The following is a 16,294-nucleotide window of genomic DNA, read 5'->3' as shown; positions in this document are numbered from 1 at the left end:
GTGTCGCGCGGGTACAGCGCATGTTGGATGCCTGCGCCGAACTCGTCGACGAGGTGGGGTACGAGGGGCTGACCACCACCCTGCTCGCCGAGCGCGCCGAAGTGGCGATCGGGTCGGTCTACCAGTTCTTCCCGGACAAGCGGGCGATCGTGCAGGCGCTGACCCTGCGGACGATGGAGTCCTACCTCCAGCGTCTCGACGAGCGGTTCGCCTCCGACGAGATGACCCACTGGTGGGACGGCGTCGACGCAGGAATCGACGAATACATCACGATGCACCGCACCGTCCCCGGCTTCCGCACCCTGCACTTCGGCGACGTGGTCGACCTGCACCTGCTCGACGAGCAACGGGACAACAACGGCGTGATCGCCGACCAGTTGGCCCAGGTGCTCACCGAGCGTTTCGGGCTCACCGACGTGCCGAAGCTCCGTTTCGTCCTGGAGATCGCCGTCGAGGCGGCGGACGCGCTGATCAAGCTCGCGTTCCGGCGGAAGTCCGACGGTGACGAACGGGTGCTGCTCGAGGCGAAGGCACTGATCCGGGAGTACCTGCACCGTCAGGTCGACGGCCCGGACAGCGACCTGTCCTCCGTGCGGCAGACCGAGGCGGCCCAGCCGGCCTGAGCTGGCGCGGGGTGCGGGCGCTTCAGAGGAAGGCCTGCCCCTCGCCCCGGTAGGTGGGGACGGTCGCCACGACCGCGTCCCCCTCGACCAGATGCAGCTCGTTGACACGTTCACACAGCTCACCGGCCTTGGCGTGCCGGAACCACACCCGGTCGCCGACCCGGAGGGTGGCCGCCGCCGCGCCGGCCAGCGGGGTCTGCACCTCACCGGCACCCTCGGTGCCGACCAGCTTGAGCCCGGCCGGCAGCCACGGTCGGGGCAGTCGGCTGTCGGCCGCCGGACCGGAGGCGATCCAGCCGCCGCCGAGCACCGTGGCCAGCTCCGGTGTCGGCCGGCGGACCACCGCGCAGGCGAAGAACGCGGCCGGGGTCGGTCGCCAGGCGCGGTACGCGTCGAACAACGTCGGCCCGTACAGGCCCGATCCCGCGGTGACCTCGGTGACCGCGGGATCAGCGCTGGTGGCGGCCACGCTGCCGGTGCCGCCGCCGTTGACGAACTCCAGATCGGCGTGCTCGCGTACCGCGGCCACCGCCGCACCCCGGCGGGCCAGCAACTCGCGGTACGACCCACGCTGGGCCAGCCTGATCGCGCCCGCCAGCAGCGTCTGCCCCGGCGGGGCGTCGCCCAGGCCGGCGATCTGGGCCTCGTACGACATGAGCCCGACCAGCCGGAAGCCGGCCCGGCCGGCGACGGTGGCGGCGAGCGCGCCGGCCGCCCGTGCGCTGTGCACCGGTGAGCGGCGGACGCCGACGTGCACCCCGCGCAGCGGTCGCCAGGAGGCGTCCAGGTCCAGGCAGAGTCGCAGCTCGGCACGTTGCCCGGGGGCGCTGACGCCGTCGATCAGGTCGAGTTGGCCGGTGCCGTCGATCATCAGCGTGATCGCGGCGGCGAGCGCCGGGTCGGCGGCCAGCTCGGCGAGCGCCGCGCGGTCCACGCTCGGGTACGCGACAAGCACGTCGTCGCTCATTCCGGCCCGGACCAGCCAGATCGCCTCGGGCAGGGTGAACGCCATCACGCCCTGCCAGCCCGGTCGGGCGAGGGCTCGGCTGATCAACTCGCGGGCGCGGACCGACTTGCTGGCCAGTCGGACCGGTTTGCCGGCGGCGCGATCGGCCAGGGCGGCCGAGTTGGCGTCGAATGCGGTGAGGTCGACCACGGCGTAGGGCGGGTCGAGGTGGGCGGTCGCCCGATCCAGGCGCTTGCGCAGTTTGTCGCTTTCGATGGCCACGTGTGCACGCTAACTGTCCGACGGTAAATGCGAAACACCCTCGCGTACGTCCGGGCTGCGGTCGGTGCCTTCGGCGGCCTAGGCTCAGCGAGCAGGAGAATGTCGTCGGTGGGCCGCCCCCCACCAGGTCTAGAGTGTTCCACCGGAGGCGCCCAGCGATGGGCCGGCACGTGGAGGTACGGCCATCGAAAGCCAGAACAGCGGCGAGTCGCCCGGCGTGTCGCGCTCCGGCGGTCAGTCGGGCAACGCCGCCGACCAGCCCAGCGGCGGTCAGGTTGATCCGTCCGGTTATGCCGCCATCCGATCGGTCCTGCGCATCCGGCCGTTCCGCCGGCTCTGGATCGTGCTCGGCGCGGCCTCCTTCGGCGACTGGCTCGGCCTGCTGGCCACCTCCGTCTTCGCCGCGTCCCAGGTCCAGGGCAGCACCGCCAAGGGTGCGGCCTTCGGTGGCGTCATCGCGATCCGGCTGCTGCCCGCGCTGGTGCTCGGGCCGATCGCCGGTGTGCTGGCCGACCGGTTCGACAGACGCTGGACGATGGTCATCTGCGACCTGCTCCGGTTCGTGCTCTTCGCCTCGATCCCGATCGTGGCGCTGGCCGGCGCCAACGGCGGGCTCGTGGTCCTGTGGGCGACAGTCGCCACCTTCCTGATCGAGTCGATCACCCTGATCTGGATCCCGGCCAAGGAGGCCGCGGTCCCCAACCTGATCCCGCACGCCCGGCTGGAGGCGGCCAACCAGCTCACGCTGATCACCACGTACGGCCTCACCCCGATCCTCGCGGCGCTGGTGGCCGCGGCGCTCGACCGCAGCGTCCGGGCCCTCGTCCCCGGCGGCGACCTCGGCTGGGCGGAGCCCGCCCAGCTCGCGCTCTGGGTCAACTCCTTCTCCCGGCTGGCCACCGCCCTCGTGGTGGCGTTCGGGATCAAGGAGATCAGCCAGGCGCAGACCGGCGAACGGCAGCGCACCGAGCAGGGCATGCGGCGCCAGTTCGCCGAGGGCTGGAAGTACATCGGCCAGACCCGGCTCGTCCGCGGCCTGGTGCTCGGCATCTTCGGCGCGTTCGCCGGCGGCGGCATCGTGATCGGCACGGCCAAGTTCTTCGCCGCCTCGCTCGGTGCCGGCGACGCCGCCTTCTTCCTGCTCTTCGGCGCCATCTTCATCGGCCTGGCCCTCGGCATCGGCCTCGGCCCGATGGTCGTCAAGGAGATGTCCCGACGCCGGTGGTTCGGCATGAGCATCGTGCTGGCCAGCGCCGCGGTGATGACCCTCGCCTTCGCCATCCACCTGTCCATGGCGATCGTCGGTGCGGTGCTTGTCGGTGCCGGTGCCGGGATGGCCTTCCTGGCCGGCACCACCCTGCTCGGCGGCGAGATCAAGGACGAGGTGCGCGGTCGGGTCTTCGCGGTGGTGCAGATCGGCACCCGGCTGGTGCTGATCCTGGCCATCGGGCTGAGCAGCCTGCTGGTCGGCGTCGGCGGCTCCCGCAAGCTGACAATCGCCGACCTGGGCATCTCCGTCTCCTCCACCCGGCTGCTGCTGCTCGCCGCCGGTGCCGCCGGCATCTTCGCCGGCATCAGCGCCTTCGGTCAGATGGACGACAAGAAGGGCGTCCCCGTCCTCGCCGACCTGTGGGGCTCGATCCGGGGCCGGCCGCTGATGCCGGCCGAGCCGTTCGTCTCCGCCGGGCTGTTCGTGGTGTTCGAGGGCGGCGAAGGCGCCGGCAAGTCCACCCAGCTCGCCGCGCTCGCCGACCGGCTGCGCGGCCAGGGTCGCGAGGTCGTGGTCACCCGGGAGCCGGGCGCCACCGCGGTCGGTCAGCGGATCCGGTCGATGGTGCTGGACACGTCCGGCGACGAGGCGCCCTCGCCACGGGCCGAGGCGCTGCTGTACGCCGCCGACCGGGCGCACCACGTGGCCGCCGTGGTCCGGCCCGCGCTGGTCCGGGGCGGTGTCGTGATCAGCGACCGGTACGTCGACTCGTCCCTGGCGTACCAGGGCGCCGGCCGGACGCTGCCCGTCGACGAGGTCTCCTGGCTCTCCTCCTGGGCCACCGGTGGGCTCAAGCCCGACCTGGTGGTGCTGCTGGACGTCGAGCCGCATACCGGGCTGTCCCGGGTGGCCTCGCGCAACACCGGCACCGACCGGCTGGAGGCCGAGTCGGTCGCCTTCCACGAGCGCGTCCGGTACGCCTTCCTCGACCTCGCCGCCGCCGACCCGAAGCGTTACCTCGTCCTCGACGCGTCCCGACCGGCCGACCAGATCACCGGCCAGGTGGTCCGGCGGGTCGAGGAGATGCTCGGCAGCCCTGGCGGCATCGTGCACCCTCGGCCGGCGCAGGGCCCGGACACCTCGGTGCAGCCTGAGTTATCGGACTCGGAGTTGGTGACGATGGAGCACAAGACCTGATGTCGGACGTCTTCGCCGACCTGGTCGGTCAGGACGAGGCGGTCGTCGAGCTGCGCCGGGCCGCCGCCGCGGCGGCCGCCGTGCTGCGCGCTGGCGCGGCCGACCGGGCACCCGCGCTGATCACCGCCGGCCCGGCCAGCGGTGCCGAGTTCGCCGGCCCGGCCGGCGGTGCCGAGTTCGCCGGCCCGGCCGGCGGTGCCGAGTTCGCCGAGGTGGACGGCGGTGCCGCCGTCGACGGGGTGGACCCGGCCGCCGGCATGACGCACGCCTGGATCTTCACCGGCCCGCCCGGCTCCGGTCGCTCGGTCGCCGCGCGGGCGTTCGCCGCCGCCCTGCAGTGCGTGCACGGCACCGGTTGCGGCGAGTGCCCCGGCTGCCGCACCACGATGGGCGGCACCCACGCCGACGTCCGACTGGTGGTGCCGGAAGGGCTGTCCATCGGTGTCGGTGAGATGCGCGCGCTGGTGCTGCGGGCGGCCAGCACCCCGTCCGGTGGGCGCTGGCAGGTGGTCGTCATCGAGGACGCCGACCGGCTCACCGAGGCCGCCGGCAACGCGCTGCTCAAGGCCATCGAGGAGCCTCCGCCGCGGACGGTCTTCCTGCTCTGCGCCCCCTCCACCCACCCGGACGACATCTCGGTGACCATCCGGTCCCGCTGTCGGGTCGTACCTTTGCGGCAGCCGCCGGCCGACGCGGTGGCCGAGGTGCTGGTCCGTCGGGACGGGATCGCACCCGACGTGGCGCAGTGGGCGGCGGCTGCCGCCCAGGGGCACGTGGGTCGGGCCCGCCGGCTGGCCCGTGACCCGGAGGCCCGCAAGCGACGCGAGGCGGTGCTCGCGGTGCCGCGCCGGTTGACCGGCGTCGGCGCGGCGTTCGACGCGGCGTCGGCGCTGATCGAGGCGGCCGAGGCGGAGGCCGAGGCGTCGGTCACCGAGGCCGACACGACCGAGCGGGCGGCACTGGAGACCGCGCTCGGCGCGGGTGGCACCGGCCGGGGCGCGGCCGGCGCGATGCGCGGCGCTGCCGGGCAGCTCAAGGAGCTGGAGAAGCGGCAGAAGTCCCGCGCCACCCGCGCCCAGCGAGACGCACTGGACCGGGCGCTTGTCGACCTGGCGGGCTTCTACCGGGACGCGCTCACCATGGCGCTGCGCGCCCCCGTCGCCCCGGTGCACACCGACACCGCCGCACTGGCCGGCGCCGGCGCGCAGAAGTGGGACGCCGAAGGATCGCTGCGCCGGTTGGAGGCCGTGCTCGCCTGCCGGGCGGCGATCGAGGCGAACGTCAAGCCGCGGATCGCGGTCGAGGCGATGATGCTCGCCCTCTGGAAGGGCTGACCCGCAGCTTTCGGCGTTATCCACAGGCATCGACAGGCCCGATTGCGGTGCGGTACGGTCCGGTGTGCCGTGGTGACGGTGGGGGCACGCTCAGTTATGGCTCATCCGGGAGGAGTCGGCCAATGCCGCGGGGGGAGATCGACGAAGCCTGGATCGAGGAAGCGGTGCGGCGATACCGCCGGATCGAGTCGCTCCAGGCCGAGTTCGACCAGGCGGTGTCCACCGTCGAGGTGACCGTCCGGTCGCCGGACGGTCTGGTCGAGGTCGTCGTCACCGCCGGGGGGCGGATCACCGACGTCCGGTTCCTCGGCCCGCTGCACACCCGCAGCCCACGGGACGTCGCCGGCTCCGTGCAGGCCGCGGTCACCGCGGCGGCCGACGCCGCCGAGTGGGCGCGGGAAAAGCTGCACAACGAGACGTTCGCCGCCTACCGACCGCTCGCGGGGGCCTGAGATGGACACACTGCGCGCGCTCTCCGCCCGACTCGACGAGGCGAGTGCCACGCTCACCGCACTCGCGCACAGCGTCACCGCCAGCGACCCGGCCCAGGCCGCGTTCGGCGCCGACGCCCCGGGGCGCCCCGGCGAGATCGGGCGCGCGCTGCACCGGCAGTGGGCCACCGCCACCGACGACCGGGCCCGGGAGGCCCGCACCGCCGCCGGTCGGCTGGCCGCAGCCGCCTCGGCGGTCCAGGAGGCCGCCGACCGCTACGCCGAGGTCGACCGGGCAGCCCGCCGCCGGCTCGCCGGGGAGCCCTGATGGACGCACTGGACCGGCTCGCCGAGCCCGGCCTCGACCTGCTGCGCCGGGTGGACCGGCTGATCGCCGCCGGCGTCCCGGAGGGGCACCGGGTCTGGCCGCTGCTGCGCCGGATGCAGGTGCTGCCGGGCGACGCGGTCCGCGGCTTCCTCGACCTGCACCCCGCGCCGCTCGCCGGCGCCGGGCACGCGGTGCGCCGGCTCATCCGGGGGTACGACGACGTCTCCGCCGCGCTCACCGATTCGGTGCTCTGGTCCGGTCCGGCTGCCACGGCGTACGGGCAACAGCGGGCAGCACTGCTGCGCCACCTCGACGAGGGCCCGGAGAGCCTGGTCGGGCGACTCGAATCCACCGCCGGTTACGCGGACGCGCTCGCCGACTGGGTCGAGGGCAGCCGCCTCGCACTGGCCCGGACGCTGGCCGACGTGCTCCGCTCGGCCGAGGCGGTCGCCGTCGTCGCCGCCGCCACCGCCACCGGCCCGCCGACCCGGTTGACGCCGGTCGGGCCGGGCGTCGCCGACGCCGCCGAGATCGCCGCGCGGGTGCTGGCGGTGCTCTGCGTCGCGTACGACGGTGCGGAGACGCTGCTGCGTCAGTGGGCGCCGAGCCTCGCCGAGACCGCGTGGCGACCACCGCTGGACGGCCGGCCCCACTACGACCAGCCCACCCGCGTCGGCTGGTAGCCGCCCGGAGCACGCGGCTGCCGCTCGAACGGGCCACGGCGTCGCTCGCGGACACCGGACCGGAGCCGGCGCCCACGGCGACGCCGTGGTCTTTCCCCTGCACCCCCCGCAGGTCTGTCTTCACTCAACGCCGCTCGAACCCGTTTGTCCCCTCCCCGGGCGTGGAATCAACCGTCCGGGCGAGGGGCAACGGCACGACGGGTGACCATGCCATCGGTCAAGTCGACGGCCATGAATGGCATTGGGGTATCGGCCGGTGCGTCCTTTGCGGTTATCCGTCGTAGGGTGGGGGGATGGGCATGCTCTGCGCGGTCAGCTTCAACCGGTACGGGCGCCTCTACTACCTGGATCCCGGCGAGTTGCGTCCGCAGGTGGGAGACAAGGTGCTGGTGCCCACCGACGATGGGCCCGAGGTGGCGGAATGCGTGTGGGCCGCGCAGTGGGTCACCGAGGAGACCGACGGCTTTCCCCGCCTGGTGGGGCTCGCCGGTGACGACGACCTGCGCCGAGACGAGGCGCTGCGGCGGCGCAAGGCCGAGGCCAAGGTGGCCGCGAAACGGTTGATCCGTTCACACGGCCTGCCGATGAAGGTGGTGGCCGTCGACCACGTGCTCGGCACCGCCGAGAGCGGCGGTGAGCGCAGCACCGTCTACTTCACCGCCCCGCACCGGGTGGACTTCCGCTCCCTGGTCCGTGACCTGGGCGCCACCCTGCACTGCCGGGTCGAGCTGCGCCAGCTCTCCGCACGCGACTCGGCGCGGGTGCAGGGCGGCATCGGCTCCTGCGGTCGCGACCTGTGCTGCGCGACGTTCCTCACCGACTTCGAGCCGGTGACCATCCGGATGGCGAAGGACCAGGATCTCCCCCTGAACCCGCTGCGCATCTCCGGGGCGTGCGGCCGGTTGATGTGCTGCCTCAAATACGAGCATCCCCTGTACGCCAGATTCCAGGAGACCGCCCCGGCGGTCGGCAGCCGGGTCTCCACCCCCGAGGGCGATGGCCGGGTCGTCGGCCACAGCGTTCCCCGCGACGCGGTGACGGTCCGGCTCGACGCCGACGGCTCCCGCTGCTCCTGCTCCCGCGCCTCCGTCTGCGCCCCCCGCCAAGCCCACGACCAGCACTACACCCCCTAACCCCAACCGGCCCCCGCCTCTTGATCAGCCGGTGGGTGGTCACGGTCAGGGCAGGACAATCGGGGATTCGGTCAGGCGGGGGGTCAGGGAATCCTTCGGGGTCAGCCAGCTTGCCGTGGCGGACTGGTCGGGGTTGACCTGCCAGTCGCGGGACACCCGGTCCACCCCGATCGGGTAGATGGTCAGCGTGCCGTCCGGGTCGATGCGCATCCGCAGGAACGACTTGGAGTCCTCGATGCCCTGCCCGGCGAACAGTTCGTTGACGTTCACCCCGAGCGAACCCGCCACCAGCAGGTACGCCGCCACCAGTTGGCTGGCCACCAGACCGATGACCGGGCCGTACAGCACCAGCGCGGCGACCGCCGGCAGCGGCCACGGCCATCCGTAGAACGGCAGCGCCAACCAGACCCAGGTGCCGCCGGCGGCCAGCGCCACCTGGGCCACGCCGTGCCCGACGCCGAGAAGCCAGTGCCGGGCGTGCCGCTTGCCGCTGGCGTTGGGCGGCTTGGCGAACAGCACCGCCGCCATCACCGTCACGAGCACCATCAGCACCAGTGGGACGCTGAACAGTCGCTGGTCGGTGCTGTCGGCCCAGTTTGCCGTCGCGCCAGCCATGGCCAGCATCAGCAGGGTGTGCAGGATGCCGAGCAGCGTGGTGAAGCCGGGGTTGCGGAACGGCAGCCGGGCGAAGATGCCCCAGCCGTAACGGCGGGAGCGGGCCGCGTCCGGATAGCGGGCCACCAGATCGTACGGCTGCGACACGCTGGCCCGCCGAGCCAGCGTGTCGCGTGGTGGCACCTCGATGCGCTCCGGCAGCTTGTGGGTGGGGTACAGGTAAGCCCCGCCACCACCACAGGTGATCAACTGCCGGTCCGGGCCGGCGTACCGGGCGTAGTGGTGCAGGTCGCCGGAGAGCAGCAGCCGCACCTGTGCCCCGGTCGGGTCGATGATCGTCCGGATGAAGTAGTCGATCGAGTCGTACGCCATCGGGCTGTCGGCCGCCTTCACCCAGGTCGGCGACGGCGCGGCCAGGATCACTTTCGACTCCGGGCCGAGCCGGCGGGCCACCTCGTCGAAGTAGGCCAACTGCGGGTCGTCCAGGTACGAGCCGGACTGGTCGTCCACCCCGAGCAGCCACCAGCCGGCCGGCAACTCCACCGCGAAGTACGACCGCGACTGCCCGGTACGCCAGCCGGCGAAGTTACGGTCCCGGGAGCGGACGAACAGCCGCAGGAACGCCGTCAGGCCGTCGTACCAGTCGTGGTTTCCCGGCACCGCGAACAGCGTGGGACGCTCGGGCGGGGTCGCCGGCAGCGCGGCCTGGTAGGGGCCCTTGCACCGGTTCTCGTACTCCTCGTAGGCCGCCGACGGGTACACCTGATCCCCGCCCATCACCAGGGTCTGCGCCCGGGGCAGCCGGTGCCCGTCCACGGTCAACGCCGGCTGGGCCAGCAGGTACGCCACGGAGTAGGTGGCGTGGAACCCGTCACCGAGGTCGGCCACGTAGTCGAGCCAGAGCCCACCGTCCGGCCCCGCCTGGTGGAAGACGCCGTCGCCGAAGGCGTTCTGCAACTCGCGCTTGTCCAGGTACGCGCCGAAGAGGACCGCCAACAGCGTCCGGATGCCGGTGCTGATCAGCAGGAACGGTGCCAGCCACGGCACCGGCTTGCGCGGGGTGAAGCCCAGCTCCAGCGGATCGGTGGAACGTGGTCGAGGCCGAGCCCGCTCGCCGTCGGGGTGATCGTCGGCCGCCGGAGCCGGGTGGTCGTCGCGATCGTCGCTCACCCGCCGCAGCGTAGTACCGGATCCGGCCAGACGCCGTCCGGTAACGGGTCAGTTGGCAGCCGTTGTCCGGTTGGCGGTGGCGGGAGGGGTGCGGGTATCCCGTTCGGTGCCGGGCAACCGGGTGCCGTACACTTGCTGATCGTTGCCGCCTTAGCTCAGTCGGCTAGAGCGACGCACTCGTAATGCGTAGGTCGACGGTTCGATTCCGTCAGGCGGCTCGGTATGGAAGCCCAGGTCATTGGCCTGGGCTTCGCCGTTTCTCAAGGGTTTACGACAGCGCCGTTGGCCGCGCCGGCATCGGAGCGGCCCCGCTGGCGCTGTAAGCAGCACACGTCACAGCGGCGCGAGGATCATGAGGATCTCGTCCCGGTCATCGCCCGCGCCGAACCGCAGCGCCCCGGGCCACCGGCCGATTTCCTTCCAGCCGAGCCGACCGTAGAAGTCCTCCAGGCCGGCTCCGCCTCGCGCGCAGAGGCGAAGCTGTTCGAGCCCCATCTCGTCACGGCCGATCTGCCGAACCCGATGCATCATCGCTGCGCCGATCCGGCGACCTCGGTGGTCGGGATGTGTTTGGACGCGGCTGACGGTGCCCCAGTGCGCCACGAGCGGATCCACGTGACGGGACAGGTGCAGCCAACCCGCCAGTGCCCCGTCGACCACCGCCAGCAGGAGCCTGCTGCGCTGCGGGCCGAGGTCGGCGATGAGGCGCTCGGCCACGGGAGCGACCTGTTCGGAGTCGACGGGTGGGAACGCGAAGCCCACCGCACCACCCATGTTCGCCACCGCGACCCAGCATTCGACCAACTCGCGTGTCTGGCGGGCACTGATCTCGGACGGGTGGGAGATCTGCCGGAGCTCCACACGATCAAGGCGGATCATGACGGGAAGTATCGCGTATGGGCAGAGACGCCCGCTGGCCCTGAGCGCGCCCGGCTCGACGAAGCATCGAGCCGGGCGCGTCGCGCGAGCTAGGCCACGAAGCGGGACCGGCGTCGGCGTCCGATCAGGTAACCCGCGCCGCCGAGGAGCAGAAGCGCACCGCCGATGCTGGCCACGGTCACGGTGACGGGCAGCCCACCGCCCGCACCGCCGGAGGCGCCCAGGCTAGCGGAGGACGTAGGGGCCCGGTGCAACGGTCGTCGTGGCGCTGGGCGTCGAAGGGGGCTGCGACGCGCAGTCAAGCTCACGCGCGACGTACAGGCCGTCGTTCAGGTACGCCAGGTAGGCGTCGACGGACGTGACAGCGAGCGTCTCCTGCGCGGCCTCGTTCACGTTGGCACCAGCACCCGGCAGCGTCCGGTACACCGAGATCCGCAAAGCCACTGACCAGGCACTCTGCATATCCGCCTTGAGGAATGCGCGGAGTTCTTCAGTGGTGCCGTTCAGTCGCTCCGCAATGGCTTTCGGCAGAACGGGCAACTGCTCTTCGGTTGCCCTGTCCAGGATCCGATAGGCCAACAGCCGCAGCTGGGCGGTGTTGGCGGTGTCCAGGTCGATGGTGACGAGCGTGCGAATGTCCGTGTACACCTTGCGCTCGACCGTCTGGCAGGCCTCGTTCAGCCCGGGCGATCCGGCTTGCGCCACCGCCGGTGCCGCCGGAACCAGAAAAGCCAGCGCTATCAGGGCGCCGGCCGGAAACTTCCATCGCATGTGGGTCTTCCTCCCCGTTGTAGATCAAAACATGGAGATCTTAGCGTCGGCCGGCGGGAGAGAAGGGGCGGGCGAAGGGCCGTAAGCCGCAATTCAGATCTGTGCTACGCGGAAGAAGCGGGGACTTCCTGGGAGCTGCGCAGCGCACCGACGGCCGTCAGCCCTGCACCGGCCAGCGCGATCGCCCTCTCCACGGCCGACGACACCTCAAGCGAGTCTCCCGCTGACGTACTCACGGTCATTCCTAGTTGCAGGAAGGCGACGTTCTGGTCCGGATTGACCATGTCCCACCAGCCCGACCACAGTCCGGCGAGGTTCGAGTACACGTCGGCCGTTGCGAGTGACAGCAGGAACAACCCCACCGGGAGCAGCCAACGGCGGTCGGCCCGCCACCCGGACAGCGCGAGTGCCCCCATGGTCACGAGGGCAGCGAGCAGCGCCGGCCACACCGTTGCGAGCAGGTCCGGCAGCGGGTAGTCGACGAACTCCCGGCTGGAGTCCTGCCCGAACCAGGCGAGCAGCGGCAGCGCGAGGACCGCCGTCGCCGCCCCCCGCCGCCTGCCGCGGGCCGGTAGTGCCAGCACGCCGGCGGCGAGACAGACGACGCCAAGCGCCAGACCCAGGGCGGCGAGCCGTTGCCTGTCGATCGAGTCCCGCCATCCTTCCACTATGGACGTCTCCGCTGTCGCTGGCCCGTAGGCCGTCCAGCCCACCTCGACGGCCTGCTCCTGGTGCCAGAACAGCCTCATGGCCGCCACCACGGCAAGGAGGCCGATGCCGGCGGCGACGGCCCACCGCACACGGCGCGCACCGCGACCCAGCACGACGTGGCCGAGCAGTGCGAGCAGCATGACCAGGCCGAACTGCAACGAAGCGGCCGTCATGGCGAGCAGCGCCGCCGCAGCCGAGAGCACTCCGGCCGCGACGGATGCGACGAGCAGGCCGAACGGAAGACGCATGGCCGAGATCGTGACACGCGGGTCCGAATCGCGTGGTCCCGGCCGAGCGGGGTGGGACGGGCGTTGGATCGGCGGAGTGGCCGTCGCCGGCCGCCGACCCGGACCGGGGCCGGTCAGGGCTCGCCGGCCGGCGAGCCGGACCGCGGCCGGTCAGTTCGAGGTGGGGGAAGGATCGCCGCCGCGCCGGCTTCGGCAGTACTCGCCCGGCGTGATCCCGAAGTAGGCCCGAAACGCCTGGATGAACGCACTGGGACCGCTGTAACCGCTGGCCGCGGCGGTCGTGGTGACCGACTCACCCTCGGCGATCAACCGCAGCGAGTGGTGCAGCCGCAGTTGGGTCCGCCAGTGCGGGAACGACATTCCGGTCTGCTCCCGGAACAGTCGGCTGAGGGTACGCGCGCCGGCGCCCACGGCTCTGCCCAACTCGCCGAGGGTGCGGCGGTCGGTGGGGTCGTCGAGCAGGATCTCGGCAAGGTCCCGCAACCGGGGGTCGGCCGGGTACGGCAGGCGCAGCCGCAACGTGGCCACCCGTCGTAGCTGGTCAAGCGCCACGCGTTCGAGGTTGTCCCGTTCGTCGTCGGTCCGCTCCTCGCCGTCGGTGAGGCTGACGATCACCTCGCGTAGCAGCGGCGAGACGGCCAGGGCGGTCGGCTGATCCACGCCCAACGGGTTCAGCGGGCGGTCGAACATGATCGCGCGCATGTCGGTGGGCCCGTACGCCCGATGAGCGTGGGCGACGCCGGCCGGAATCCACACCGCCCGGTCCGGTGGCACGGTCCACCTCCCCGTCGGTGTCGACACCCCCAACACCCCGTTGCGGGGGCAGACAAGCTGGTGGCGCGGGTGGCTGTGCCAGTCGATCCGATCGCGGTCGGCCAGGGGCACCCGGGCGGGGCCATCGACATCTTGGCTGCTTGGCGACACAAGTCGGCAGGATATCGATAGTCCGCATCCGGGGCGACCGGGCATCCTTCCTGCGACACCCGAACGAGAGAGCTGATGGTGACGGAGACAGGCAGCCGAGTGAACCCGGCCAACCCTGGGACGGTGCTGGCGCCTGACGAGCAACCGTCGGCGTGGCGGCGGATGCGACTGTGGAGCGCCGCCCACGCGGTCGACGACCTCTATCAGGGTCTGGTGCCAGCCTGCGTTCCGTACTTCGTGCTGGACCGTCACTACGGCTACGTGGCCGCCGGCGGTCTCACGCTCGCCGCAACCATGGGCAGCGCCATTCCGCAACCATTCATCGGCGTCGCCGTCGACCGGTACCGGCTCGACTGGCTCGCCGGTGCGGGAGTGACGCTCGCCGGAATCGGGCTCGGCCTCTCCGGTCTCGTGCACAGCTACGTGGCGGTCTGGCTCCTGCTCTGCGCGTCGGGAATCGGCGTGGCGATGTTCCATCCGGCCGCGGGAAAGTCGGCCCGGGTGGCGGCAGGTGACAGCGCCACGGCGATGAGCATCTTCGCCGCCGGTGGCAGTGTCGGGTTCTTCCTGGCACCGGTGCTGGCGACTCCGGCACTCATCGCGATGGGCGTCGGGGCGACGGCGCTCTTCATTCCGCCGGCCGTACTCATGGGTTTCCTGCTCCACCGCAATCGGCTACGGCGGCCGGCCGCGCGCCTCGTCGCGCACGACGGCCGGGACCGCTGGGTTCCCTTCCTGGTGCTGACCTGCATCGAGACCGTCAGATCTGTCGCCTTCTTCGGTGCGATCACCTTCATCGAGTTGTTCTGGATACGCCATCTGGGCGCGGGCAGGAGCCTCGCCGGAGCCGCGCTGGCCTGCTTCCTGGTCGGTGGGGTGGTCGGAACGCTGCTGGGTGGCCGGATCGCCGACCGGGTCGGGATGGTCCGCACCGTGCAACTCGGCGCGATCGTCGCCGTCCCCGCGCTCGTCGGCCTGCGGCTCACCCCCGGGGAGTACCCGCCGCTCCTGTTCGCCGTGCTCGCCGGCATCGCCCTGAACATCCCGTTCGCCGTGCTGGTCAAGCTGGGCCAGGACTATCTGCCCACGCGGCCCGGCACCGCGGCCGGTGTGACGCTCGGGCTCGCCGTGAGCATCGGCGGCCTCCTCGCGCCCGTCCTCGGTCTGGCGGCGGAAACCTGGGGCCCGCAGGGGGTGTTCACCATCATCTGCCTGATTCCGCTGGTGGCGCTGGCTCTCGGCGTGTTCCTCAGCGAGCCGGGCAGGTGAGCCGCCACGCCGGCCCGGGCGACACGGTGATCGAGGCTCGGGACGTCGATGTCGTACGGGAGGCCCGCCTGCTGCTCGCGGGAATCAGCGTCACCATCCGCGCCGGAGAGCACTGGGCACTGATCGGGCCCAACGGTGCGGGCAAGAGCACCCTGCTCAGCGTCCTCGGCGCCCACCAGCATCCCACCCGGGGGCAGGTGGACATCCTCGGTCAGCGCCTCGGGCGTACCGACGTCTTCCAGTTGCGTCGCTCGATCGGCCGGGTCAACCCGCAGCACCCGCTGCGCTCGGCGTTGACCGCCCGCGAGGTGGTGCTCACCGGAGCGACCGGCACGATCGACCTGATGCCCCGGTGGACGCCGCGCCCGGACGAGCTGGAGCGGGCGGACCACCTCCTGCACCTGCTGGGGCTGGGCGGAAGCGCGGAGGCCCGCTGGCACCTGCTGTCCCACGGCGAGCGGGGGCGCGTGCTGCTCGCGCGGGCAGTGCTGGCGCGCCCGCGACTGCTGTTGCTCGACGAGCCAGCCACCGGTCTGGACCTGCGGGCCCGTGAGCAGTTGTTGACGAGCCTGGACCGCATTCGGGACGCGGCGCCGGAGGCGACAAGCATCCTGGTCACCCATCACCTCGAAGAGTTGCCCACGACCACCACGCACGCGCTGCTGTTGCGCGAGGGCCGTGCGGTCTCGTGCGGGCGGGTCGAGAGGGTGCTGACGACCGAGCTGATGAGCGACTGCTTCGACCATCCCGTCACCATCCTGCGACACCAGGGACGGTGGGCTGCGGTCGCCGCCCCCGACCCCGCCACGCCGCACTTCCTCACGAGGTGACCGACCCTGTCGGCTGGCCGGAACTGGCGGACCGGAGCGCCCAGGAGCAAGCTCAGCTGTAGATGTTCTTGGCGTACTCCGGGCCGTAGTGCCGCTCCAGGTCCTCCAGGCTCACCACCGGCGCCTCGACCTCCTTGATCAGGCGGGGGCGGGACGGCAGCACGTCGGGTTGCCAGGTCTCCGGCTGCCACAGCGCGGACCGCAGGAACGCCTTCGCGCAGTGGTAGAAGATCTGCTCGATCTCCACCACCACGGCGAGCACCGGCCGGTGCCCCTTGACCACCATGTCGTCGAACCAGGGCGCGTCGCTGACCAGGCGGGCCCGCCCGTTGATCCGCAGCGTGTCGGTGCGCCCCGGGATCAGGAAGAGCAACCCGACGTGTGGGTTGTCCAGGATGTTGCGGTAACCGTCGGCCCGCCTGTTGCCCGGCCGCTCGGGCAGCGCGATGGTCGTGTCGTCCAGCACCATGGCGAACCCGGCCGGGTCGCCCTTGGGGGAGACGTCGCAGCTGCCGTCCGCACCGGCGGTGGCCAGCAGGCAGAACGGCGATGCGGCGAGCCACTCACGGTCCCGCTCGTGCAGGCGTTGGCGTTCCTTGTTGGCCGCCCGCGCCGTTGGTTCGCCGAGCAGCTCGCGCAGTTCCTCGTGCGAAGTGATCTCCACCGTCACGTGATCCTCCCTCAGGCGTTGACCCGTTGGCGGGCACCGC

The 16,294-nt window shown here is 71.9% G+C and carries 15 protein-coding genes, 1 tRNA gene and 1 pseudogene; 10 read left to right on the top strand and 7 right to left on the bottom strand.

Translation table 11 applies throughout. The features are described from left to right. The first annotated feature begins 20 nt into the window (after window positions 1-20). Window positions 21-623: a TetR/AcrR family transcriptional regulator gene (locus AB0B57_RS13055; protein WP_357068945.1), complete on the top strand. Its 603-nt coding sequence runs from the start codon at window positions 21-23 to the stop codon at window positions 621-623. A 22-nt stretch (window positions 624-645) separates the two neighbouring features. Here AB0B57_RS13055 and AB0B57_RS13050 read toward each other — a convergent pair whose 3' ends face one another. Next, window positions 646-1,851 carry an amino acid deaminase/aldolase gene (locus tag AB0B57_RS13050; protein WP_357068533.1) on the bottom strand — a complete coding sequence of 402 codons (1,206 nt, stop codon included), beginning with the start codon at window positions 1,849-1,851 and terminating at the stop codon, window positions 646-648. 316 nt (window positions 1,852-2,167) lie between these two features. Between AB0B57_RS13050 and tmk the strand changes: the two genes are divergently transcribed. The 6 genes from tmk (at window position 2,168) to ricT (ending at window position 8,167) form a co-directional block, all read left to right on the top strand. Further along, window positions 2,168-4,258 (top strand): dTMP kinase, encoded by a 2,091-nt coding sequence (gene tmk, locus AB0B57_RS13045; RefSeq protein ID WP_357068943.1) that lies wholly within the window; start codon window positions 2,168-2,170, stop codon window positions 4,256-4,258. After that, window positions 4,258-5,592 (top strand): DNA polymerase III subunit delta', encoded by a 1,335-nt coding sequence (locus AB0B57_RS13040; protein WP_357068531.1) that lies wholly within the window; start codon window positions 4,258-4,260, stop codon window positions 5,590-5,592. Before tmk ends, AB0B57_RS13040 begins: the two co-directional genes overlap by 1 nt. 122 nt (window positions 5,593-5,714) lie before the next feature. Then, a complete protein-coding gene (locus AB0B57_RS13035; protein ID WP_007454690.1) occupies window positions 5,715-6,044 on the top strand; it encodes a YbaB/EbfC family nucleoid-associated protein in 330 nt (109 codons plus the stop codon). A 1-nt stretch (window position 6,045) separates the two neighbouring features. Continuing rightward, window positions 6,046-6,351 (top strand): hypothetical protein, encoded by a 306-nt coding sequence (locus AB0B57_RS13030; protein WP_357068528.1) that lies wholly within the window; start codon window positions 6,046-6,048, stop codon window positions 6,349-6,351. Further along, window positions 6,351-7,034, top strand: a complete 684-nt coding sequence (locus AB0B57_RS13025; RefSeq protein WP_357068526.1) for a hypothetical protein — start codon at window positions 6,351-6,353, stop codon at window positions 7,032-7,034. The genes AB0B57_RS13030 and AB0B57_RS13025 overlap by 1 nt, the downstream gene beginning before the upstream one ends. A gap of 293 nt (window positions 7,035-7,327) precedes the next feature. After that, complete coding sequence (ricT, locus tag AB0B57_RS13020; RefSeq protein WP_357068524.1) at window positions 7,328-8,167, top strand: regulatory iron-sulfur-containing complex subunit RicT; 840 nt, start codon at window positions 7,328-7,330, stop codon at window positions 8,165-8,167. Between the two features lie 45 nt (window positions 8,168-8,212). Here the strand turns inward: ricT and AB0B57_RS13015 are convergent, their stop codons facing one another. After that, complete coding sequence (locus AB0B57_RS13015; RefSeq protein ID WP_357068941.1) at window positions 8,213-9,982, bottom strand: metallophosphoesterase; 1,770 nt, start codon at window positions 9,980-9,982, stop codon at window positions 8,213-8,215. 114 nt (window positions 9,983-10,096) lie between these two features. On the opposite strand from AB0B57_RS13015, the gene AB0B57_RS13010 reads away from it, so the two are divergent. Beyond that, window positions 10,097-10,170 (top strand) — tRNA-Thr (locus AB0B57_RS13010). Window positions 10,171-10,285: 115 nt separating this feature from the next. Here the strand turns inward: AB0B57_RS13010 and AB0B57_RS13005 are convergent. The 4 genes and pseudogenes from AB0B57_RS13005 to AB0B57_RS12990 form a co-directional block, all read right to left on the bottom strand. Then, entirely contained in the window at window positions 10,286-10,831 is a 546-nt protein-coding gene (locus AB0B57_RS13005) for a GNAT family N-acetyltransferase (RefSeq protein ID WP_357068522.1), read from the bottom strand. An 89-nt stretch (window positions 10,832-10,920) separates the two neighbouring features. Continuing rightward, a pseudogene (locus AB0B57_RS13000) lies at window positions 10,921-11,602 on the bottom strand (cell wall anchor protein). Window positions 11,603-11,706: 104 nt separating this feature from the next. Next, window positions 11,707-12,561 carry an aminopeptidase gene (locus AB0B57_RS12995; protein WP_357068520.1) on the bottom strand — a complete coding sequence of 285 codons (855 nt, stop codon included), beginning with the start codon at window positions 12,559-12,561 and terminating at the stop codon, window positions 11,707-11,709. 150 nt (window positions 12,562-12,711) lie between these two features. Then, the gene (locus AB0B57_RS12990) at window positions 12,712-13,362 is read right to left on the bottom strand and encodes a helix-turn-helix transcriptional regulator (RefSeq protein WP_357068518.1); all 651 of its coding nucleotides are present in this window, start codon (window positions 13,360-13,362) and stop codon (window positions 12,712-12,714) included. Window positions 13,363-13,608: 246 nt separating this feature from the next. Here AB0B57_RS12990 and AB0B57_RS12985 point away from each other — a divergent pair, with 246 nt between their 5' ends. Continuing rightward, a complete protein-coding gene (locus AB0B57_RS12985; protein WP_357068516.1) occupies window positions 13,609-14,754 on the top strand; it encodes an MFS transporter in 1,146 nt (381 codons plus the stop codon). Continuing rightward, window positions 14,751-15,584: an ATP-binding cassette domain-containing protein gene (locus AB0B57_RS12980; RefSeq protein ID WP_357068514.1), complete on the top strand. Its 834-nt coding sequence runs from the start codon at window positions 14,751-14,753 to the stop codon at window positions 15,582-15,584. Before AB0B57_RS12985 ends, AB0B57_RS12980 begins: the two co-directional genes overlap by 4 nt. 52 nt (window positions 15,585-15,636) lie before the next feature. On the opposite strand, the gene AB0B57_RS12975 is transcribed toward AB0B57_RS12980, so the two are convergent. Continuing rightward, a complete protein-coding gene (locus tag AB0B57_RS12975; protein WP_357068512.1) occupies window positions 15,637-16,254 on the bottom strand; it encodes a pyridoxamine 5'-phosphate oxidase family protein in 618 nt (205 codons plus the stop codon). Window positions 16,255-16,294 lie beyond the last annotated feature (40 nt).

The sequence above is a fragment of the Micromonospora sp. NPDC049101 genome (genome assembly GCF_040648675.1).
GTDB lineage: Bacteria > Actinomycetota > Actinomycetes > Mycobacteriales > Micromonosporaceae > Micromonospora.
This window is presented reverse-complemented; position numbering and strand designations above follow the sequence as displayed.